Source organism: Oscillatoria nigro-viridis PCC 7112 (assembly GCF_000317475.1).
GTDB classification, from domain to species: Bacteria; Cyanobacteriota; Cyanobacteriia; order Cyanobacteriales; family Microcoleaceae; genus Microcoleus; species Microcoleus nigroviridis.
The window spans coordinates 5,974,067-5,994,311 of record NC_019729.1 but is presented as its reverse complement, the minus strand read 5'-3'; the positions used below and the strand labels follow the sequence as shown (position 1 = coordinate 5,994,311).

The 20,245-nt window shown below is 46.6% G+C and carries 18 protein-coding genes; 10 read left to right on the top strand and 8 right to left on the bottom strand.

Features of this window, described 5'->3' with window-relative positions:
* Positions 1 to 116 precede the first annotated feature (116 nt).
* From OSC7112_RS24990 to OSC7112_RS24980, 3 genes are all read left to right on the top strand, one after another.
* The gene (locus tag OSC7112_RS24990) at positions 117 to 1,172 is read left to right on the top strand and encodes an adenylate/guanylate cyclase domain-containing protein (RefSeq protein ID WP_015178509.1); all 1,056 of its coding nucleotides are present in this window, start codon (positions 117 to 119) and stop codon (positions 1,170 to 1,172) included.
* Positions 1,173 to 1,208: 36 nt separating this feature from the next.
* Complete coding sequence (locus OSC7112_RS24985) at positions 1,209 to 1,649, top strand: NUDIX domain-containing protein (protein ID WP_015178508.1); 441 nt, start codon at positions 1,209 to 1,211, stop codon at positions 1,647 to 1,649.
* Between the two features lie 67 nt (positions 1,650 to 1,716).
* Positions 1,717 to 2,235 carry an HD domain-containing protein gene (locus OSC7112_RS24980; protein ID WP_015178507.1) on the top strand — a complete coding sequence of 173 codons (519 nt, stop codon included), beginning with the start codon at positions 1,717 to 1,719 and terminating at the stop codon, positions 2,233 to 2,235.
* 250 nt (positions 2,236 to 2,485) lie between these two features.
* Here the strand turns inward: OSC7112_RS24980 and fabG are convergent, their stop codons facing one another.
* Complete coding sequence (gene fabG / locus OSC7112_RS24975) at positions 2,486 to 3,250, bottom strand: 3-oxoacyl-[acyl-carrier-protein] reductase (RefSeq protein ID WP_015178506.1); 765 nt, start codon at positions 3,248 to 3,250, stop codon at positions 2,486 to 2,488.
* Positions 3,251 to 3,323: 73 nt separating this feature from the next.
* Here fabG and trxA point away from each other — a divergent pair, with 73 nt between their 5' ends.
* The 3 genes from trxA to OSC7112_RS41255 all read left to right on the top strand — a co-directional run bounded on the left by trxA (position 3,324) and on the right by OSC7112_RS41255 (position 10,142).
* On the top strand, positions 3,324 to 3,641 hold the full coding sequence (gene trxA / locus OSC7112_RS24970) for a thioredoxin (protein ID WP_015178505.1): 318 nt from the start codon (positions 3,324 to 3,326) through the stop codon (positions 3,639 to 3,641).
* Between the two features lie 87 nt (positions 3,642 to 3,728).
* Positions 3,729 to 4,313 carry a hypothetical protein gene (locus OSC7112_RS24965; RefSeq protein ID WP_015178504.1) on the top strand — a complete coding sequence of 195 codons (585 nt, stop codon included), beginning with the start codon at positions 3,729 to 3,731 and terminating at the stop codon, positions 4,311 to 4,313.
* Between the two features lie 675 nt (positions 4,314 to 4,988).
* The gene (locus tag OSC7112_RS41255) at positions 4,989 to 10,142 is read left to right on the top strand and encodes a DNA/RNA non-specific endonuclease (protein WP_015178502.1); all 5,154 of its coding nucleotides are present in this window, start codon (positions 4,989 to 4,991) and stop codon (positions 10,140 to 10,142) included.
* Between the two features lie 53 nt (positions 10,143 to 10,195).
* On the opposite strand, the gene OSC7112_RS24950 is transcribed toward OSC7112_RS41255, so the two are convergent.
* Both OSC7112_RS24950 and OSC7112_RS40160 read right to left on the bottom strand, forming a co-directional pair.
* Positions 10,196 to 10,849: a pentapeptide repeat-containing protein gene (locus OSC7112_RS24950; protein WP_015178501.1), complete on the bottom strand. Its 654-nt coding sequence runs from the start codon at positions 10,847 to 10,849 to the stop codon at positions 10,196 to 10,198.
* Positions 10,850 to 10,869: 20 nt separating this feature from the next.
* Positions 10,870 to 11,043, bottom strand: coding sequence for a hypothetical protein (locus OSC7112_RS40160; RefSeq protein WP_190274266.1), 174 nt, complete (start codon positions 11,041 to 11,043; stop codon positions 10,870 to 10,872).
* 45 nt (positions 11,044 to 11,088) lie between these two features.
* Between OSC7112_RS40160 and OSC7112_RS24945 the strand changes: the two genes are divergently transcribed.
* Together OSC7112_RS24945 and OSC7112_RS24940 are read left to right on the top strand one after the other, a co-directional pair.
* Entirely contained in the window at positions 11,089 to 12,645 is a 1,557-nt protein-coding gene (locus OSC7112_RS24945) for a DNA/RNA non-specific endonuclease (protein WP_015178500.1), read from the top strand.
* A 109-nt stretch (positions 12,646 to 12,754) separates the two neighbouring features.
* Positions 12,755 to 13,321 (top strand): pentapeptide repeat-containing protein, encoded by a 567-nt coding sequence (locus tag OSC7112_RS24940; protein ID WP_015178499.1) that lies wholly within the window; start codon positions 12,755 to 12,757, stop codon positions 13,319 to 13,321.
* Between the two features lie 254 nt (positions 13,322 to 13,575).
* On the opposite strand, the gene OSC7112_RS24935 is transcribed toward OSC7112_RS24940, so the two are convergent.
* The 3 genes from OSC7112_RS24935 to serA form a co-directional block, all read right to left on the bottom strand.
* A complete protein-coding gene (locus OSC7112_RS24935) occupies positions 13,576 to 14,058 on the bottom strand; it encodes a pentapeptide repeat-containing protein (RefSeq protein ID WP_015178498.1) in 483 nt (160 codons plus the stop codon).
* A 94-nt stretch (positions 14,059 to 14,152) separates the two neighbouring features.
* The gene (prmA, locus tag OSC7112_RS24930) at positions 14,153 to 15,043 is read right to left on the bottom strand and encodes a 50S ribosomal protein L11 methyltransferase (protein WP_015178497.1); all 891 of its coding nucleotides are present in this window, start codon (positions 15,041 to 15,043) and stop codon (positions 14,153 to 14,155) included.
* A 184-nt stretch (positions 15,044 to 15,227) separates the two neighbouring features.
* Positions 15,228 to 16,811, bottom strand: coding sequence for a phosphoglycerate dehydrogenase (gene serA, locus OSC7112_RS24925; RefSeq protein ID WP_015178496.1), 1,584 nt, complete (start codon positions 16,809 to 16,811; stop codon positions 15,228 to 15,230).
* 289 nt (positions 16,812 to 17,100) lie between these two features.
* On the opposite strand from serA, the gene OSC7112_RS24920 reads away from it, so the two are divergent.
* Positions 17,101 to 17,607 carry a hypothetical protein gene (locus OSC7112_RS24920; RefSeq protein ID WP_015178495.1) on the top strand — a complete coding sequence of 169 codons (507 nt, stop codon included), beginning with the start codon at positions 17,101 to 17,103 and terminating at the stop codon, positions 17,605 to 17,607.
* A gap of 77 nt (positions 17,608 to 17,684) precedes the next feature.
* Positions 17,685 to 18,275: a Uma2 family endonuclease gene (locus tag OSC7112_RS24915; protein WP_015178494.1), complete on the top strand. Its 591-nt coding sequence runs from the start codon at positions 17,685 to 17,687 to the stop codon at positions 18,273 to 18,275.
* A gap of 75 nt (positions 18,276 to 18,350) precedes the next feature.
* Here OSC7112_RS24915 and OSC7112_RS24910 read toward each other — a convergent pair whose 3' ends face one another.
* Positions 18,351 to 19,082 (bottom strand): PaeR7I family type II restriction endonuclease, encoded by a 732-nt coding sequence (locus tag OSC7112_RS24910; RefSeq protein WP_015178493.1) that lies wholly within the window; start codon positions 19,080 to 19,082, stop codon positions 18,351 to 18,353.
* Positions 19,079 to 20,125, bottom strand: a complete 1,047-nt coding sequence (locus OSC7112_RS24905; protein ID WP_015178492.1) for a DNA-methyltransferase — start codon at positions 20,123 to 20,125, stop codon at positions 19,079 to 19,081. The genes OSC7112_RS24910 and OSC7112_RS24905 overlap by 4 nt, the downstream gene beginning before the upstream one ends.
* Positions 20,126 to 20,245: the final 120 nt, after the last annotated feature.

Here is a 20,245-nt window from a genome sequence, read left to right as displayed (position 1 = left end):
AAAGTTAAGGAATCAGGGGATACAGAAAAAATGCCGAGAAACCGGGTTTGCATACAGGTTCGCTGCAATAACAGATGTCCGCGAGATTCCTCGCTAATTAGCTAGACGCACCATATATGCCACAGATTCACTATCTGCCGGACGATCGCACGATCGAGATAGACGACGACGATATAATTCTCGAAGCTTCCCTGCGTGCCGACATTCCCCACACCCACATCTGCGGCGGTAGCGCCCGGTGTTCGACTTGCCGGGTATTGATTGTCGAAGGTTTGGAATTTTGCTCTCCGCGCACTTCGCCGGAAGAGGAACTTGCCAAAAAATTGCGTTTAGAACCGGAAATTAGGCTGGCTTGTCAGACGCAGGTTGCGGGCGGCAAGGTGATTTTGCGCCGATTGGCGATCGATTCTGAAGACTTGGAATCATTTACCGACGAACTGGCGGGAAAGTCAATTTCTGCTCCTGTGGGTCAAGAGAAGAAAATTGCAATTTTGTTTGCCGATATTCGAGGGTTTACTGCGTTTGCAGAATCCCTGTTGCCCTACGATGTAATTTATGTTTTAAATCGCTATTTCCAAAAAATGGGTTATGCGATCAACCGCAACGGCGGGATGATTAATAATTACATGGGAGATGGTTTGATGGCGCTGTTTGGGTTGGAAAATTCAGACAAGGCGGCGGAACAAGCGGTGAGGGCTGGGGTGGAGATGCTGGAGGAACTAGAGAAACTCAATCCCTATTTTGAGACTTTATACCGTCACCGATTGCGGATTGGGATTGGCATTCACTGCGGCTGGGTGGTTGTGGGGAATTTGGGGGCGTCCAAGAGTCAGACAGTTACGGCGATCGGAGATGCGGTGAATTTGGCCAGCCGCATCGAGGCTGCTAACAAGCAAGTAGGAACGAGTTTACTGATTTCCGAGGAGACTTATCAGGAAGTCAAGGAATTGGCGATCGTCGATCGGCGCGTATTAGTTGAAATTCCGGGGAAAAGTGGCGAATATCCGCTGTATGAAGTAGTCGGGATGCCGCCGCTGCCCGTGGAAATTGAAGAGATTTCCGAGGTCAAAGAAAAATCTATTTGGCAAATTTTTGTCAAAAAGATGCGTGCTTTGTATGCGGTTGTGTACAATTGGATTGGGAAAATTTGGAGTCACATCAAAAAACTGTAGAGCAACTTTTTCGAGTTTGGTTATTTCCTCAAAAATATGAATATCCCCAATTCAATTGTCCGCATTTTTATAATGCTCCCGAACGGTCAGATAGTCGCACAACTGCGAGATAATATTCCAGGTATTGCCAGCCAAGGAATGCTTTCTACTTTTGGTGGTGGCGTGGACATTGGAGAAAGTCCACAGCAAGCAGCAGTCCGAGAATTGGAGGAAGAAACCAGCCTAAAAAGCGATTGCAAAGTTGAATTTATCACAACTTTTCTTTACATAAAAAACAACAATCCCGAATTTATCCAAAAAAATCACCTATTTTTGGCAAAAGTTAGCAATTTTGAAAAAATTGAAATTCAAGAAGGTGTGGGTTTTGTAGTTTTGAGAAAAGATGTCGATTTCGAGAAAGTCAACGCAGGGGAGGGTACTCAAATGGCTTGGAAATTGTTGCAAGAATATTTAAAATCAAATAACCTGTGTATGTAGGTGCGGAGTGCGTAGCTTACACCATAGATAGACAGTGAAAAAATACTCTCTTGCGTAAGTCCTATTTATGTCCGACTGCTTAGCTCTTCTCCGGGAGCGGGATGAAACTATAATAGAGAACTTCTTTACGATGTTGTCAAATACAAACTCAGAGTACGAATTATTGCTACAGCGGGCGATCGCGATCGCAGCCAAAGCTCATGAGGGGCAGGTTGATAAGGCAGGCAATCCCTATCTCGATCATCCGCTATTTGTGATGGAAAATGTAAATTTTCTAGAGGAGAAAATCGTAGCGGTTCTACACGATGCGGTCGAAGATTCTGAACTTACACTCGACCAACTCAGAAGTGAAGGTTTTCCTGAATCTATAGTAAAGGCGATCGAGGCGATTACCAAAATAGAAGGAGAAGCTTATGCAGCTTATTTAGAGCGTGTGATTGCCAACCCGATCGCATTGCGAGTCAAAATCGCTGATGTTACTCATAACCTCGATATTCGTCGCATCGCAAATCCCACAGAGGCAGATTTTCAACGCATTGCCAAATACAAAAAAGTCCTCAGTCAGTTGCGTGCAGCCTTAAAATAATTATTAACCGCAGATATCCGCTTTCATCGTGGCACAGGCATCTTGCCTGTGCGATATCTAGGCATCTTGCCTGTGCGATATCTAGGCATCTTGCCTGTGCGATATCTAGGCATCTTGCCTGTGCGATATCTAGGCATCTTGCCTGTGCGATATCTAGGCATCTTGCCCGTGCGATATCTAGACATCTTGCCCGTGCGATATCTAGGCATCTTGGCTGTGCGATATCTGCGGTTAAAAAAATCCCGAAATCCTAAGCCATCACCATCCCCCCATCCACATTAAAAACCTGCCCCGTTATATAAGCGGCGGCCGCATCTGCCGCCAAAAACTTCACCATCCCCGCAACTTCCTCAACTTCTCCGTATCTCCCCAGCGGAATATACTTCAAAATCTCATCAGACTTGACATCCTTAGTCATATCTGTAGTAATAAAACCCGGTGCAACTGCATTCACAGTAATCCCGCGACTCGCCAACTCCTTCGCCACAGTTTTAGTAAATCCAATTACCCCAGCTTTTGCCGCACTGTAATTAGCTTGTCCGGGATTGCCCATTTGCCCAGCAACCGAAGCAATATTAATAATTCGGCCGCTTCGCTGTTTCAGCATGATTTTACTGGCAGCTTTCGCACACAAAAACACGCCAGTTAAATTCAAATCAATTACCGCTTGCCAATCTTCCAACTTCATCCGCAGCAGCAAAGTATCGCGAGTAATGCCGGCATTGTTCACCAAAATGTCAATTCGTCCCCATTTTTCCATGACATTACTGGTGAGTAAATCTACTTGCTCAGTTTTCGAGACATCTGCTGCAAGTGCGACAGCTTCTCCTCCAGCAGCGACTATTTCTGCTACCACCTCATCAGCAGCAGCACTCGAACTCGCATAGTTGACGGCGACTTTAGCGCCTTCTGCTGCTAGGGCTAAAGCAACGGCGCGGCCGATTCCCCGCGACGCACCGGTCACGACAGCAACTTGACCCCGCAATCTCTGAAAAGTCTCTGGTAATAATTCCATAATTGTATCCTCGCAATCTACCAGAGAATTTTGCACTAAAATCGAGCCAGAACCACAAAAATTATTTGGTCTTATGGCAGTTCAAAAACAGTTCAGCAGTTTTGAGGAGTTACTATCGGGCTCTGACTTGCCGGTGTTGGTAGATTTTTACGCTACTTGGTGCGGGCCTTGTCAGATGATGGCACCGATTTTGGAACAAGTTAGCGGTCAGATGAAAGACAAGCTGATGGTTGTCAAAATTGACACCGATAAGTACGAACAGTTGGCGTCGCAGCATCACATTTATGCTTTGCCGACTTTGGTGCTGTTCAAAAATGGCGCTGAGGTCGATCGAATTGAGGGAGTGATGCAAGCGGCGCAGTTGATCGATCGAGTGCAACCTTACTTGTAGCCGGAGCCAATTATCTCACACGTAGGGTGCGTCAGCCCACATCCGATCGATTATGAATAAGATAATCCTAGTTGACGCACCCTACTGATGAAGACTCCCAGCCACGCTATTATCAATCTGGCAATTCTCGGCAAACCGCAACTGCCGCAAGCTAATCTAATTATTGCGATCGGCGGAATTTTGCCGGATATTCCGATATTTTTATTTTACTTGTGGGCGAAATACATTGCTCGCTTGCCCGCAGCTACAATTTGGTCAAAAGCATATTATGAGCCTTTTGTGCAAAATATTGTGGCTCTGTTTCATTCAATTCCCCTTGCGGTTATTGGTTTGCTAATTGCTTATTATTTTGGCTGGCAAAGCGTGCAAATTCTGTCGATCAGCATGATTCTGCACTCTCTGGGAGATTTGCCGGTGCATAATGATGACGCTCACAGGCACTTTTTTCCGTTCAGCAATTACCGTTTTATCAGTCCGATTTCTTATTGGGATAGGAAGCACTACGGGTCAATTGTTTCTGTGGTGGAAATGTTGTTAGTGCTGCTGTCAACTTACCGCGTTTTTGGTTTTGTTAATTCTTATGCTGGTAAAGGATTGTTGGTTTTGGTGAATGCTTTTTACTTGGTTGGATCTGTGTCTTTGTACGTCCGTTCTTTAGTTTCTCGTTCTTAATTATGCTGCTGCCATTGCTCTCTCACCTGATTGTCGAGATTGTTTTGGCGGAATTGTGCGATCGTACCGGGAATCTAGAAGGTAATGTAAATTATTGTAACAAGATTCGACATTTCTGCATCAACACCTTGACAAAAACTATTTTACTATGGTGAGATACTAACAAGCCAGACAAGTATATGTATCGCTTGTTCGCATCTACAAAACCAAATATGAAATTTTTAAATAAATCGCCCTTCAACAGTCAAGAGCCGTTCCCTATTGGTGAAACGACCTTAATACCTGAATTCGACCTAAATAGCGCAAACTCACTCAATCCTCAAGCCGTTAGCAGCCCTACCCCAGAACCAGCACTCCCCGGACTTCCAGACATTTCTAACAATGACTCCGAAGACACCGCAATATCCTCCAAATCCATCAATTTTAGCCCCACATTAAAGGATTTCAGTTTTACCCCCCCCCGTAAAAAAATCGCCTGAACTCGATACTCTCACTGGCGAACCTGTAAACGAAATACAAATCGACTACTTCGGGAAAGAGGGTATTTTTGCGGAAAGAGGCGCATCTCAACTCGCTCCAACTGCGGCAAATCCCAAAAATCCTCCACTCATTGAAAGTGCCGAACTCAAATTTAAAGACGCAAACAATCAACCTTTTGAGAACAATCTACCAGTTTTGTTTCTGACCGGAAGCAACGTTTTAGCAGACAACTTTGGCGACCCCAAAGGTAGCCAATTCAGCGATTTAGTGGTAAAATTTTATGTGGGCGGCAAAACTTACGAAGGCACAATATTAACCAACCTCAGTCGCGAATTAGCAGACAATCAATTTGAAGTAGCCGTCAGAGTTCCCGACACCGTACCCTTGGGCGATTCCCGGATCGTCCTGGGCCGGAAACAGAACGAAAAAGTCAGTCAAAATCCGGCAGAACCAGCAACAGAAATTCTCTACAACAGCAATTCCTACCGGATTGAAAACGATACAGAATATGTTTTTGGGGCCCAGTGGACAGCGGATAGAATCGCCGTACTCAACGGTTCCGACGCCGAATCTGTCGTAGCCACAACTAACAGCAGCGACTTGCAAATTGGTAACATTGCTGTAGGTACGGACGATCGACTAGATAGAGCCAGAGATTTGACTGTAACCAGCGACGGTTCTCGCGTGTACGTACCTCTAGAAGCTTCCGGTAGAGTCGCTTTGGTCGATCCGATAACCCGACAGCAGGTAGATACTAAAGCGGATGTAGCTGGCTTAAACCCGATCGATTTGCCTAGCGGTGCATCGCCTCGTTCTATTGTACTTGATTCCCGCGACCAATACGCTTACATTGCTGACGGCAAAGCTGGCGGCAATTCCATCTACGTTCTCGATATCAACCCGTTCTCATCCAAGTATCACCAAGTTACCCAAACTATCACAGTTGGTACAGCACCTAGCGGTTTGCGGCAGATGGCAATTAGCAGCGACGGAAAGAAGCTATTTGTTACCGCACCGAACGGTTTGAACAGCCAGATTTACGTTGTAAATATTGACCCCAAAGACCGACCCAGCGACCCAAGTCAGAACCCTCAAAAGTGGAATCAATTAATCGGAACTGTAACAGCCGATGAAGGCGTAGAAGGATTAGCTTCTACGGTCGATCCGCTGAAAATGACCTTTACAAACAGCGGGAAAGATAGCAAAGGATTTGGGGTACTGGATATTAGCAATAGCGACCCTGTAAGTTTTGCTGCTACGACTCGCTATGCAAGTTTAGGGTTGGGTTCCGACTTTGATTACTTCGATGTGAATGAGGGAGTTTCGGTAACAGTTTTACCGGATGCTAGCTATGCGTTTGTTGTGGGTCGCAATAACGATCCGAAATTTTTCGGTCAGGAATTGCCCAGCGTAGATGGAGACCCGCGGGCCGGGAGCAATATCGGCATTATCAAAGACCCGCTGACAAATCCGCAATTAGTAGCAGCAACTCGACCAATTCCCGACGGATTGACTACTGATTTAGTGCTTTCTGGTGATAGCAAGTACCTCTATGCTTCCTATCCCAATTTGAGCGGTGCGAACGGCAAGGTGTATGTTTTTGACACTGAAGAATTCGTGAAAACAGTGACAAACCCCGGTCAATTTCAAATTGATGCTAAAGGTCGGGGTGTCGGGCTGCCTTTGTTCGACAGCACTACCGCACGAAATGCTACGGTTGCTGACCTTTCCACAGTACCCATCGATAATATTAACCCAGCGGTTAGTGTTGCTGCTGACTTCCAGATTCTGATTGATGCAAACAACCAGTATACTTACGGCGTGCCGCCTGGTAGCAAGCGAGCTCCCGTTGCTGCGACTAACTCTCGCGGTTTGGCGGCGACACCGCTGGATTGGTTGGATTTAACTGGCCCGGGCGGGGATACAGAAGACTTGACTCCTACTTTTGAATGGGAATTTGACGAATTGCCCAATCAAAATGTAGAAGAAGTTAACCTCTTCCTCAGCGTATTCGATGAAGGTGAAGGACTGCTGCCGTGGGATGAAGTTGTCGATTTACCAGACCCGAATGGCAACGAATTTCTTTTCAATCAAGGATTGAGCAAACCAGAACAGTTGGATTTACTGACAAAACCTTGGAATACTTCTTTTTACCACAGCCAAGAGAACGACTTCAACCCCAACCGAATTCTGACGGCAACTTGGCAAAGAGATGATGACGGTATTGGCAAGTGGACTTTGGATGGCGGTCAAACATTTATTGAAGGTACAAATACCAGCTTCACGCTACCTGACAACCTCACTTTGACAGCGGGTCAGGAGTACAACTGGGCCGTTGAAGCTTGGAATAAAAATGGCAGCCGGAACATAGAGTTTGGCGATTTTTGGACGCCAATATTGACCGAGCCCGATGATGGTAATGATGTCTTCCCCAGCGTAACTGTGCTGACTCATGGCTTCAAGCCTCCCTTTAGTGCTCCCTTTTTTGATAACCCTGGAATTCCTTCAGAGTTTTACCAACTCGGCAATAGTATTGCCAATGCAGGTGCTGAGGATAACGGTTTGATGATGAGGTACGACCTCGCTACTGGTTATTGGGTTCCTGTTACCAAATATGGAGCGGTTGCGCCAGATTTCCCAGCAGGTGAGAATCCAGAAGACGACGTCGACTATCTCACCAAGTTGGAGAGTTACATAGCTCCATACCTTGACAACAATCAACCGTTAGTGCTGCTCAATGACTGGTCGAATAATAATGAATCGGCAGCTCCTGATTCAGGTTTTAGCGAAGCAGTGGCAGATACTTTCTTTGCTTCCCTCGTGCAGTTAGACCAACTGTTCATTGATGAAAATAGCACGGCAAAACAAGGAGCAATTTTCAACTCACCGCTGCATTTTGTTGGTTTCAGTCGGGGAACAGTTGTTAACAGCGAAATTATTCAGCGTTTGGGTACTCATTTTCCTGAAGCGGGTGGCAAAGAAAACTCTGATATTCGCGACCTTCAGATGACAACTTTAGACCCCCACGATTTCGACCAACCGGGGCTAAATGTGGTGACAGATAATTTCGGCGATTTCCGCGAACCGAAGGTTCAGGTTTGGGAGAATGTCACTTTTGCGGATAATTACTATCAGACAGTACCGAATTTATTAAGCGGTACGGTTTCGCCTGCGGGCCGGGATATTCCCAATCTTCCATCTACAGAAGATGGAAAAACAGCTCCCGGACTTCAGTTTCCGCGAGAAGGTTGGAGGTCAGAAAATCCCGATCCAGATGCTCCGCTGTTAGGAGAACCGGATTTGTCGGTTTTCCTGGGAACCAATAGCAATAACCCAGATTATAATGACAGCCGTGCTGGGTTTACCAAGGAAACAGATCCTACTGTTGGTATTGCCGGCAGGGGAGCCGTACACGGACGTGTTTTGAGTTGGTATGGAGGAACATCTGACTTGTTTCCAACTAACTTCCCCTTCGATGAAGACTTAGATGTTAATCCTATTTTCCGCCGGCGCGGTGATGGGTATCGCGAACCTTTGTTCGATAAGGACTTTTCATTTAGCGAGATTGCGAACAGTTCTGCTCGGGTTACACCTTGGTATACGCCGGAACACAGTTTTGAACATGGTGTTGATGGTGCTCCTTGGGAGGGAATTGGTACGGGGTGGTTTTATTCGGTTTTGGGCGGCGGGAAGGAGTTTCGTCCCCAAACGAATGTAGAGCGCATCCCGGTTGATTTTGACAATACTTATGATGCCAGAATGCGGGGAGATTTTGCGGTTCCTACTTTGTTTAACGGCAATTTCGATGCTGTTTTCAATCCGCAGGGTGGTAATCGGACTATTTTTTCTGATGCGATTCCTGGTTGGTCTTTTCATAATGGTGAAACGTCAGCGAGTGTAACTACAAACAATCTCGTTGATGTGAATCAGCTATCTGCAACGGATGCTCCGGCTTTGGATGCGGAACTCGATAGGATAGGAGTCGATCGGACTCAAGCAAATTATGCTCTGAAGCTACAATCAGGTAAAAGTATTACTCACAACCGTTTTGTGGTGCCTGAGTCTGGAACTTTGCGGTTCAATCTTCACGTACCTGAACTTACCACCAATGGAAAAGTCAAAGTTTCTATCAAAGGCAATGCACCTAGCGATGAATACCAACTGTTAGAAACTGTTGATGGTGGTACGATCGATCTCAGAGCAGCAGATGGTCGCGTCAATCCAGGTTCTTCTGAAATAGCTTACCCCGTAGGCTATCCCGACACCGATACTTACAGGATTGGTTATGGAGACAGAGGATTTGAAACATTCCACGTAGATATACCAGAAGAATTGCGAGGCGAGGTAGCGACTCTCAAGTTTGAATTAACTGACGGCACTGTTTATCTGGATGATGTTTTCTTCCAAAGCATTTCTACCAAACTTGGGAATCCCACCTTTGCCCGGCCTTCTGAAACTACTCACCGTGAAAACTACCTAATCGAGAAGCCACAGTACACGCTTTCATACAACGATGCTACCAAAGGCCCCAATTGGGTGAGTTGGCAACTTAACAAAAGTTGGTTAGGTAATACAACAAGACCATCAGAGACTGTCCCACCTGGCTATCCTCCCGCAGGTTTTCCAGATGGAACTTATCCGGCCAGCCCAGTAGACTATCCCTGGCTTGGAGATAACGATCTGCCTAGTAGCTGGGTGCGTACAGAGGGGCCTGATTATCGGTTGAACCAGCGTGGGATGCAAAAAGGACACATGACTGCTTCTGCCGATCGAAACCGCACCACTAAGGATATTTACTCTACATTCCTCACCTCAAATATGCTGCCTCAGCATCGTAATAATAATCAAGGTGCATGGCAAAAATTTGAACGCAATATTCGTACCTCCCTTGAAAATCCCAGTGTAGCGAGAGATTATTACATTGTTGCTGGCGGATATGGGTACGATCCAAATAACGCGATTGGAAATAAAGTTTCAGTAGGCCCAGATGGTCGCACGGTACTCGATCCTAATGGAACTTGGACAGTGAATCCCAAAGAAATTTTGATTCCTGATTTTACTTGGAAAATTGTAGTACCTCTGGTTGCAGGTCAGAGTATTGACGACATTACAGCTAACACGGAAGTGGTTGCTATCATGGTGCCTAATCGAGCATCTCTGGTTACTCCGAGAGACTTCCCCCTGCCAGGAGAAACCAACCGCCAAATCACGAATTGGAATAACTGGCAAGATTGGCGCGTGAGTATTGATTATTTAGAAAGCTTAACAGGATATAACTTCCTGTCCAACTTACCTGAGACTATTCAAGAGAAAATAGAAGAGAGAGATAACGGATTACTGCCTAGTTAGCACAACACTGATTTCTCCTGAAGCGGATGTACGTCCTGTCTCCGCTTCATTCCTCAATCTCTCTCGTTTGTGAGAGGTGTTCCTCCAGGCATGATAGTGTTTCTCAGATAACAACGACCCCACCAATTATCTTCGTCAAAAATGGCATCTCTCAGGTTGCAGTCGGAAAAACCTGCTTCATCTAAAAGAACTTTTTTGAGGTTAGCACCCTCTAGATCGCAGTTGGACATACCAGATTCCCACAAAATAGCCCCCTCAAGATTAACTCGCTTGAGACTAGAATCTCTGATGGTGGCGCATTGGAGATTGGCCTCACTAAGGTTGGCATCTTCAAGATCGACGGTGTACATACCAGCTTCCGACAGAATAGCCCCCTTAAGGTTAGCTCGCTTGAAACTAGAATCATAAGTGTTGATCAAAGAGAGATGGGAACCACTGAGGTTGGCATCATTCAGGTTAACATTTTTCACGCTGGCATCATATAGTTGAGTACCGCTTAAGTTAGCACCGCTGAGATTAACAAAACTTATCTTAGCTCCGGTCAAATTAGCACCGCTGAGGTTGATACCGCTCAACTCATTTTGACCTGGTTCGAGTTCTTCGAGGAATGTCACTTTAGCAATGTTGAAGTTAGCTCCACTTAAATCAACTCCAGGGAAATCTCTCTCTCCGGCAGCGTAACGTCTATATAATTCTTCAACATCCATAGCTTTTTGATGCAAATTGTTTATACTTTCATATTAGCACTTTCCCGGTTGATTTTGAGAATACTTATGATGCCAGAATGCGGTGAGATTTTGCGGTTCCCACTCTGTTTAACGGCAATTTCGATGCTGTTTTCAATCCGCAGGGTGGTAATCGGACTATTTTTTCTGATGCGATTCCTGGTTGGTCTTTTCATAATGGTGAAACGTCAGCGAGTGTAACTACAAACAATCTCGTTGATGTGAATCAGCTATCTGCAACGGATGCTCCGGCTTTGGATGCGGAACTCGATAGGATAGGAGTCGATCGTACTCAACCAAATTATGCTCTGAAACTAGAATCAGGAAAAAGTATTACCCACAACCGTTTTGTCGTGCCTGAGTCTGGAACTTTGCGCTTCAATCTTCACGTACCTAACCCTAGTGGCGGTCAACTCAAAGTTTCTATCAAAGGAACGGAATCAACCACTGAAGAGTGGCAGGATTTAACCCCGATCGAACTGACGAGGGCTGCCGATCCAGATACATTAATTAACCCGTTAGATCCGAATTCTCTTGCCCGTCCTAATGCGGTTGGTTACTACGATTATAATGTTGTCGGCTACAGAGATCCCTACACCAACAATCTAGCTTACGCTGAACAAGGATTTGAAACATTTCACCTGAATGTTCCTGACGATCTACGCGGCAAACCTGTCTTGTTGCAGTTTAATGTAGAAGGAGACAGTCAAGTTTATCTGGATGATGTTTTCTTTAATAGCATTCATCTCAAGTTAGGAAATCCCACTTTTGCTCGCCCTTCTGAAGATACTCACCGCGAAAATTACTTGATTGAAAAGCCACAGTATTCATTATCTTACAATGATGCTATCAAGGGGCCTAATTGGGTGAGTTGGCAGTTAAACAAGTCATGGCTGGGAACTATTCAACAGGAAGACCTTGAACTCAACGATCCTAGTAAGTATCCTCCTGTTGGTTTTCCCCCTCCTATTCTTGATACTGGCAGTGGAATTACTCTTACTTCTCCTGATAGTAGTTACCGTGCTAACTATTTTGCGGATTATCCTTGGGTAGCCGATCCCACACTCCCTGAGACATGGATAAAAACTCAAGGGCCCGATTATAGGCGCAATCAAAGAGACTTTGATCGCGGTCATATGACTGCTGCTGCGGATCGAAGCAGGACTTACAAAGATATATATTCCACATTCCTAACAACCAACGTACTTCCACAACATCGAGGCAATAATCGCGGAGAGAGTGCGTGGTTTGCTCTCGAAGACTACAGCCGAGACCTTGTTGAGGAAGATAACAGCGAACTCTACATTATTGCTGGCGGTTTTGATTACAGTCCCGCAGTACCTAGAGGTCATTCTGACCTCAGAGAGATCCACAACACAATTTCAACAAATACTCGGGGCAGAGTTGTTCTCGATCCAGATGGTATTTTGACTCCCAATCCGAAAACTATTGGGATACCTAACTACACTTGGAAAATTATCCTTCCCTTAGAACCCGGTCAAGGAATAGCTGATGTCACTGCCAATACGCAGGTCATTGCTGTCATAACACCCAATAGACGCAATCGAAGCACTCCCGATCCCAACTACAGATTGCCAGATAGTCCATCATATCCTAACGGATTTCTTCCCAATGGTGTAACTAACTGGAAAGACTGGCAACAGTGGCGAGTTAATGTTGATTATCTTGAAGAGCTTACAGGATATGACTTTTTGTCAAATGTGCCTGAAGAAATTCAAGAGATTATCGAAACAGATAGTTCTAGCCCTCTTTTATAAATGATTCCTCCTGGCTGATAAGGTACTTACACTTCATCAGTCAGGACTTACTCCAGAGGAAAGAACTTCAGTATCATATTAGAGTGTAAATATATTAAAGAGGTAAGTTATGGACGCAGAACAACCGATCAAAATGTACGCGGCGGGTGAAAGAGATTTTCGTCGTGTTAACCTACAACGCGCCAAACTAAGAGGCGTAAACTTGAGTGAGGCTGACTTCACTGAAGCTAACTTGATGAGCGCTCGTCTGCAAGAAGCCAATCTCAGGCTTAGCATTTTTAAGTCAGCTAAGTTGCAATTCGCTGACTTGAGCTATGCTATTCTGGACGAAGCAGACTTGTCTAATACTTATTTAGAAACCAACCTAGAAAATGCTTCCTTGGAGAGAGCTAATCTAAGTAATGCCAAATTTAGGGGTGGTAATTTGGAATGTACTAATCTCCGGAATGCCAACCTGAGAAATACTCTTTTAGTTGAAGTTAGCTTGGAACGAGCCAATCTGGAAGGAGCAGACCTTAGAAATGCAATTATGGGTGAAACTTGTCTGTATGAGGCCAATTTGAGAGGAGCACTCGTTGAAGGTTGCAATTTAAACGAAGCCTACATGCGAAATACTATCATGCCAGATGGACAAGTTGTGACTGATAAATATGCTGAGATGGAATCTGACGATTAACCAAATCGAGGAGTTGACTGAGCTTGACTTTTTCTCAAATATTCCCTCTGGAGATTGAGGAAATAATCGAATCATAAGACTTTTGACTTTGCTAAGTACATAATCAAAATAAATCATAATAGCGGTTATCAAAAAAATGAGGTATGCTCGGCAATCGGTAATTGGTAATCGCTCGCTCGCATACCTCATTTTTCTAAGAAGCGTTATACCATCTCCAGTACCATTTTCAAGTCAAACTCGATCTATCAATCACTTTAAGATGAATTGTCATTTCTAATGGTGCCATCCGGCATGATGGTATTGCAGAAAGTCAAACGACCTTCTCCGGTGGCTGCAAAGTATGAACCCATCAAGTTGGCTCTCGTCAGATTAGTGCCAATTAACTGTGTACACTCCAGGCTAGCTTCTCTCAAGTCAACATCCACTAAGTCGCTTGCCAGTTCAGCATAATCCAGAATAGCATCACTTAAATTAGCACCAGTCAATATCGTACCCCATAGGGTAGCAGAGTCTAGGTTCGCACTGCTCAAGTTAGCACCGCTGAGATTAACAAAACTCAAATCGGCTCTAGTCAAGTTAGCACTGCTGAGATTGATACCGCTCAAGTCATTCTGACCTGGTTCGAGTTCTTCGAGGTCTTCCACCTCAGCAACGTTTAAATCAGCATGACTTAAATCAACTCCCGGGAAATATCTCTCTCCGGCAGCGTAACGCCTATATAGTTCTTCAACGTCCATAGCTTTCTTATTCAAGCTGTTTATAATTTCATAGTAGCAGCGCTTCTACAGACGTAATGCTGTCCTAAAATCTCAACTCTCAAATCTAAAAACGTTAACTGCGCCGAATATTAAAACAACACCAATCTTGGCGCTTCCACAGAGTAGCGACAATCCAGCCGTGCTGTTCGAGAGTGTCGGCAATTGGCTTAGCTTGTTCGAGCAAAATGCCGCTGAGCACGCCCCAAGTAGTGGGTTTGCTAATTGCAGTGAACTGCGGAATTAAATCAATGATTACTTCTGCTAAAATGTTGCAGATCAAACCGTCGATCGGCTCATCGACCATTTCTTTCAAGCGGTCGATACTGCCGAGCTCTGCAACCAACTGCTGAGAATTAACGCGGTTGAGCAGTCTGTTGCTAATGGTCGATCGCACTGCCAAAGGATCGGTATCCAAAGCATAAACTTTTGTAGCGCCCAACAACACTGCGCCGATCGACAAAATACCCGATCCGCACCCGATATCGGCAATTACGCACTTGCTGTCATCAAAACCGAGCCGCATTTCCAGCGACTCCAGACAAAGTTGAGTAGTAGCGTGAGCACCAGTACCGAAGGCCACACCGGGATCTAAACGCAAAATAATGCGATCTGTATCAGTCGGTAGGGGCAACCAGGCGGGGTTAATTAAAAAGCGATCGCCCACTTCTTGAGGCTGCCAGTGCTCCTTCCAAGTGCTGCCCCAGTCTTCGTCTTCAATCAAATCCCACTGCATCGCAGGTAGGGGCAAACCTGCACACAGAGCATCTTGGCGCAGCCACAGAGACAGAGCGGCCAAATCCAGCAATCGGGCTTGTTCTTCGGGCAAATAAGCCGACATCAGGCAGGAATTGCTTTTGATCTCAGTAGCAGTTCCCCGACAGTTAAATCGTTCCAGACGCCAAAAGATGATATCTTCCAGCGCCGGATCGCAAAGAATTCTAATTTCCCACCAGCTATGTGCCATAACGATTTTAGATTTTAGATTTTAGATTTTAGATTGGCCCAGGGGAACTGGAGACTGGGAACTGGGGAGTGAGGAATGAGGATTGGCTAATAGAAAAATTCCCGCTTTCTTGCCAATTACCAACGATCGATTACCCATTACCAATTATCAGCCCTGGCATCCAAAATCTAAACTCCAAAATCCGTCAAAGATTTACTGTGTAAGCATCCCGAATTCCCGGAACTTTTAGGATCTCCGCCAGTATCCCTTCTGGTAGAGGGTCATCGAGGCTCAAAACCATCACCGCATCGCCTCGCACGATTTTACGGCCTACCTGCATACTGGCAATATTGACATTAAAACTGCCCAATTGGGAACCAATTTTGCCAATAATCCCCGGCATATCGCGGTGCAGGGTAAACAGCATGTGGTGAGTCGGGGAAACGTTGACCGGGAAATCGTCAACACTGGTAATCCGAATTTCGCTGTCGCCGAGCACTGCACCTGTCACGGTGTGTTCGCCGAGGGTTCCCTTGGCCGAGAGGTGCAGGGAGCCTGTGTAGTCGCGAATCGAGGCGTCTCTGGTTTCGACGACGCGAATTCCGCGTTCTTTGGCTTCAATGCTGGCGTTGACGTAGTTAACGCGCTCTCGCAGGGCTTGGGAGAGCAGGCCTTTGAGGGCGGCAACGACTACGGGCTGGCTTTGGTTGCTGGCCAATTCGCCTTGCAGTTGAACGTTGAGGTAATCGACTCGGCCTCCGGCTAGCTGGCTGACGAGGTTGCCGAGGGTTTCGGCGAGTTGCAGGTAGGGTTTGAGTTTTTCGATCGAGTCTGGGAAAATGCCGGGTATGTTGACAGCCGATCGCGCGGGCAGCCCCAACAGCACGTCGCGAATTTGTTCGGCAACATCGATCGCCACATTCACCTGAGCTTCCGCTGTGGATGCTCCCAAGTGGGGCGTCAGCACGATGTTCTGGCCGACAGTCCGCAGCGGGGAATCAGCTTGCAGCGGTTCGTGTTCGTAAACGTCCAAAGCTGCGCCGGCGATCTGGCCTTCTTTGATGGCTTCTGCGAGGGCTGCTTCGTCGATGATGCCGCCTCTGGCGCAGTTTATGATGCGGGCAGTCGGCTTCATTTTCGAGAGCACTTCAGCGTTAATTAAGTGCAGGGTTTCCGGCGTTTTGGGGATGTGCAGGGTGATGTAGTCGGATTCGCGCATCAGCAGTTTGAGTTCTACCAAGCGGCAGCCCAACTGGTCGGCTCTTTCGGTCGAAATGAAGGGATCGTAGGCCAGCAGTTTCATGCCCATTGCTTTGGCTGCGGCGGCGAGGTGGGAGCCGATTTTGCCCAAACCGACGATGCCGAGGGTTTTTTTGTAAACTTCTACGCCGAGAAAGCGGTTGCGTTCCCATTTACCACCTTTGACGGATGCGTTGGCTTCCGGGATGTGGCGGGACATCGAGAGCATCATGGCGAGCGCGTGTTCGGCGGCGGCGATCGTGTTGCCTTCGGGGGAATTGACGACTACAATTCCTTTGCGGGTAGCGGCGGGTACATCGACATTATCTACGCCGACGCCGGCTCTGCCGATGATTTTGAGTGAATTCCCGGCTTCAATGATTTCTTTGGTAACTTGGGTGCCAGAACGGATCATTAAAGCGTCGTAATCTGGAATAATTCGTACCAGTTCTTCGGCCGAGAGTCCTGTGTTTACGTCAACTTGCGCGACTTGGGAGAGGATGTCAATTCCGGCTTGGTCGATCGGATCGGATACTAGAACTTTAGGCATAGCAAGCAATTGAGTGGAATCAGTAAAAATAGGCAAGCACGTTGGCGAGCACAAAGTTGAGGCTTAAACCAGGGGCAGTATCTAACAGCTCAGCTCAAGCTTGCCTTTGTGCAGTTTGAATTGTATCTGCATTCGGTCTTGACCGACCGTTTTTGCTTGAAATATTTTAGGTTTCGGGCCGATCGCACTCTCGGATGCTCTGGAAATCGCCGAACTGCTTAGCTAGTATGTCTTTTCCGACTATAATTATTTCTAGGTGTCCGAGCCTAACCATCAGGAATTATTGTCAATGAATTATCTTATCGCCGTACTGCCCGATCGAATTCAAGCCGAAGCTGCCTACACTGCTCTGGAAAAAGAAGGCTTGCCCATGAAGCAAGTCAGCATTTTGGGCCGCGGCTACAAAACTGCTGATGAATTTGGCTTAATCGACCCCAACCAGCAAGCGAAGAAACAAGCTAAACTCATGGCTATTTGGTTGATTCCCTTTGGCTTTATTGCTGGCGTTACTTTCAGTCTGATGACTGAGTTGAAGACGTTCGCCTGGGCGGGCGAAATTGGCGATCACGCGATCGGTGGCTTGCTCGGTGCGATCGCCGCTGCGATGGGCAGCGTTTTTGTAGGAGGCGCCGGCGGTATGGCTTTTGGTAGCGGCGATGCTTTGCCCTACCGCAACCGTTTGAATGCGGGTAAATTTTTGATTGCGGTTAAGGGTACTGACGATTTGACGGGGAAAGCTGCGAATATTTTGCAGCAGTTTGAACCGGAAAATATCCAAGGTTATACAGAGACTTAGTTAGTTGTTGACTGTCAACTGTTGACGGTTAACGGTTAACTGTTGACTGTCAACTCGTGTAATATTTGAAGGCAGTTATGGAAGCACAAACTATCCCCCTACATTCTCCCCTAGAATTAACGCTTGAATTAACTGACGAGCAGTTTTTTCAGTTGTGTATAGACAACCGGGATTTAAGATTTGAGCGCACTGCTAGTGGAGGATTGATTATTATGCCACCTACAGGTAGCGAGACAGGTAATTTCAACATTGACTTATCCTATCAACTTCAATCTTGGAGCAGACAAAATAAGCATTTGGGAATTGCTTTTGATTCTTCTACTGGATTTAAACTGCCCGACGGTACAGATATTTCTCCCGATGCTGCTTGGGTGCGCCGCGACAGGTGGGATGCTTTAACTGCTGAAGAAAAAAAGAAATTTGCGCCGATTTGTCCCGATTTTGTGGTGGAACTGCGCTCGACTACTGACTCTATAGAAAAATTGCGGGCTAAAATGAAAGTGTACGTGAAAAATGGAGCGAGGTTGGGATGGTTGCTCGATCGCAAAAATAGAAAAGTTGAAATCTCCCGTCAAGGTTCAGAGGTGGAAATTTTAGACTCGCCTGCAACTCTGTCAGGCGAAGATGTATTACCCGGTTTTGTTTTGGATTTAAGCGATATTTTGTAATAAGTAAAAACCGCATTGTAGCGGTTATAAAATCTAGAACAGCCCTTATTTGCGATCGTCAATCTGCAACCAACTCTACAGCGCATGACGAATAAGCTGTTCTAAAAAGTTAGCGGCCGACAGTTCTAAACATGGTTCGGTATAATTTGGAGTTTGTGCTACCTGTTCGCGATCGGTCACTAAAAAGCAAGCAGCCGTGAAATGCCTTTCCCGTACCATCTTCTGACAAAACAGTTCATAGCGTTTAGCATAGCTTGCCCCTCTAAACTCTGGCAGAACCGCGAAATGCGGTTCGGCAACCTGTACCCGGGTGCGCGAGGCAGGACTGTCTTCCAAAACAAACAGATATCCTAACCACGGTGGCGGAGGTGCTTCGCCAAACACCCCTTCCCGGTAAGCTGTCCAGATGTCGAGAGCAGCCCCCATCGCTTCTTCTGTGCGGTTGTTGAAGTTGTTGCCAAAGCTGCCAACCTGGCTCTTCAACTCGATGACTACTTTGAGTTGCCGTTTTTCAGGGTTTACCACCAAAAAGTCGTACATCTTCGCCGGGCGAAAGAACCCCGGTATAACGGTTAGGCTTTTTTTAACGTGGATATGGTTTTGAGGCACACCTGCCGCCAGCAAGAAATTAGTCAGCGTCAGGATGAAACCGTCCATCTGCTTGCCGCCTGTCACCGCACTGCGGTTCCCTTGGTCAACCTTGCCAGCCAGCACCTGGGCTTGTGTCTGGGCGATGCGGGTATCCCAGAAACCCTGCACGGCTTCCTGGAACACATCATCGGGGATGATGGGTGTCTGTCCCGTCATTCAGCAACCTCCCCCATCGTTCTGTCATAGACAACGCGCAAGCCATACGTCTCCTGCATCCGTTTCAGCGCTAGGTGATGGTAAGTTGGCTCAACATCTACCCCGATACTGTTGCGCCCCCAGTTGGCGGCGGCGACGCAGGTTGTTCCTGTCCCCATAAATGGGTCAAGTACCGTGTCCCCTGCAAAAGAAAACATCCGCACCAGTCGTTCTGCCAGTTCCAAAGGATATGGGGCGGGGTGTTGCTTGGTGGAAGCGCCTTTGATATCCTGCCAAATCTGTTGAAACCACTGTCGGTGGAGAGTTTCCGGTATTACGGACAATACCCGTGCTGTGAGGGTGGGACTGCGGTAGCCGCCCGGTTTGCGCTGCATCAGGATAAATTCGATGTCGTTTTTGATGACACCTCCGGGCTCATAAGGTTTGCCGAGAAAACTGGCGCCATTCCCCGCTGCTTCCAGGGAAGCATTGGCGATTTTGTACCAGATAATCGGTGCGAGGTTATCAAATCCCAGATGGCGACAGTGTTCCTGAATACTCGCGTGCAGGGGAAATACCATGTGCCTACCAAACCGCCTGCGGGCAACACAGACATCGCCCACCACAATCACCAGCCGTCCGCCGGGGACTAAAACCCGCCATACCTGCTGCCATACTCGATCGAGCTCCTGCAAAAACTTTTCGTAGTCTGCTATTTCGCCAAGCTGGTTGAGATTTTTGAGATATTCTTTTAAATTCCAGTACGGGGGCGATGTCACTACCAGATGTACGCTTTCATCGGGAATATGTATTAAGTTTCGGCTATCGCCCTGTAGCAGGGAATGGAAAGATGGCAACCCCTGCACCCGATTCTGAATTTCCTGGATCAACGCCTTATTTTTGCTGATGGCAGGAATGGCGCGTTGCTCGTCTGCTGTTAGTAATGCCGTTGCTTCCTCGGGTACAAGGCTTTTATCCTGTAGGGCTTGTTTCAACGGTTCGGCTGCTTCCTGACACAGCAACCGCGTTGAAATATTAACCTTGCTTAAACTCGCAGACTTCATACATTTGGTACAATAATCATGTTCATCATATCAGCTTTGCGATCCACAAAAATCATAAGCTCGTTATTTGATGATTTTAGACTATAATTAAAGTAGTGCGACTGTTAAAAAAGTAGACTT

Coding starts and splice junctions, on each gene's coding strand:
- OSC7112_RS24990 (WP_015178509.1), top strand. CDS start 117: ATGCCACAGATTCACTATCTGCCGGACGATCGCACGATCGAGATAGAC.
- OSC7112_RS24985 (WP_015178508.1), top strand. CDS start 1,209: ATGAATATCCCCAATTCAATTGTCCGCATTTTTATAATGCTCCCGAAC.
- OSC7112_RS24980 (WP_015178507.1), top strand. CDS start 1,717: ATGTCCGACTGCTTAGCTCTTCTCCGGGAGCGGGATGAAACTATAATA.
- fabG (WP_015178506.1), bottom strand. CDS start 3,250: ATGGAATTATTACCAGAGACTTTTCAGAGATTGCGGGGTCAAGTTGCT.
- trxA (WP_015178505.1), top strand. CDS start 3,324: ATGGCAGTTCAAAAACAGTTCAGCAGTTTTGAGGAGTTACTATCGGGC.
- OSC7112_RS24965 (WP_015178504.1), top strand. CDS start 3,729: ATGAAGACTCCCAGCCACGCTATTATCAATCTGGCAATTCTCGGCAAA.
- OSC7112_RS24950 (WP_015178501.1), bottom strand. CDS start 10,849: ATGGATGTTGAAGAATTATATAGACGTTACGCTGCCGGAGAGAGAGAT.
- OSC7112_RS40160 (WP_190274266.1), bottom strand. CDS start 11,043: ATGAAAAGACCAACCAGGAATCGCATCAGAAAAAATAGTCCGATTACC.
- OSC7112_RS24940 (WP_015178499.1), top strand. CDS start 12,755: ATGGACGCAGAACAACCGATCAAAATGTACGCGGCGGGTGAAAGAGAT.
- OSC7112_RS24935 (WP_015178498.1), bottom strand. CDS start 14,058: ATGGACGTTGAAGAACTATATAGGCGTTACGCTGCCGGAGAGAGATAT.
- prmA (WP_015178497.1), bottom strand. CDS start 15,043: ATGGCACATAGCTGGTGGGAAATTAGAATTCTTTGCGATCCGGCGCTG.
- serA (WP_015178496.1), bottom strand. CDS start 16,811: ATGCCTAAAGTTCTAGTATCCGATCCGATCGACCAAGCCGGAATTGAC.
- OSC7112_RS24920 (WP_015178495.1), top strand. CDS start 17,101: ATGAATTATCTTATCGCCGTACTGCCCGATCGAATTCAAGCCGAAGCT.
- OSC7112_RS24915 (WP_015178494.1), top strand. CDS start 17,685: ATGGAAGCACAAACTATCCCCCTACATTCTCCCCTAGAATTAACGCTT.
- OSC7112_RS24910 (WP_015178493.1), bottom strand. CDS start 19,082: ATGACGGGACAGACACCCATCATCCCCGATGATGTGTTCCAGGAAGCC.
- OSC7112_RS24905 (WP_015178492.1), bottom strand. CDS start 20,125: ATGAAGTCTGCGAGTTTAAGCAAGGTTAATATTTCAACGCGGTTGCTG.